The 388-nt window shown below is 67.8% G+C and carries 2 protein-coding genes; both read right to left on the bottom strand.

From position 1 onward, the window contains the following. Nucleotides 1–2: 2 nt before the first annotated feature. Nucleotides 3–164, bottom strand: a complete 162-nt coding sequence (locus tag KVP70_RS33410) for a hypothetical protein (protein WP_217946734.1) — start codon at nucleotides 162–164, stop codon at nucleotides 3–5. A gap of 17 nt (nucleotides 165–181) precedes the next feature. After that, a partial coding sequence (locus KVP70_RS33405; protein ID WP_217946733.1) for a hypothetical protein occupies nucleotides 182–388 on the bottom strand: 207 nt, incomplete at its 5' end.

Genomic DNA, 388 nt, shown 5'->3' with positions numbered 1-388 from the left:
CGTCAGGCCCCGAGCTTGAACGCCTCGCGGTAGGACAGGCGCCCACCGGTGCGCATGATGCTGCGCTCATACAGCCGCGTCGCGAGACGGGTGATGACGTACGCCGCGACGATCGCGATGCCGATGGCGAGGATCGGCTCCCACCATGCGGCGCTGCCGTCCATGATGCGTGCCGGCATCGTCACGGTCGAGACGACCGGAACGTACGAGGCGAGACCTGGGCCGTGCCGCTGAGCGACATGCCGACGACGAGCACGAGGACGACGAGCATGACGACGGGCTGCGACGTCGACTGCACGTCCTCGCTGCGTGAGGCGAGCGCGCCGGCGACGGCGAACATGCAGGCGACGACGAAGAATCCGACGAGGAAGAACAGCAGGAACCATCC

Source organism: Duganella violaceipulchra (genome assembly GCF_019166075.1).
GTDB classification, from domain to species: domain Bacteria; phylum Pseudomonadota; class Gammaproteobacteria; order Burkholderiales; family Burkholderiaceae_D; genus Rugamonas; species Rugamonas violaceipulchra.
This window is presented reverse-complemented; position numbering and strand designations above follow the sequence as displayed.

Excerpts from the sequence above, each read along its gene's own strand:
- KVP70_RS33410 (WP_217946734.1), bottom strand. The coding sequence starts at position 164 with ATGGACGGCAGCGCCGCATGGTGGGAGCCGATCCTCGCCATCGGCATC.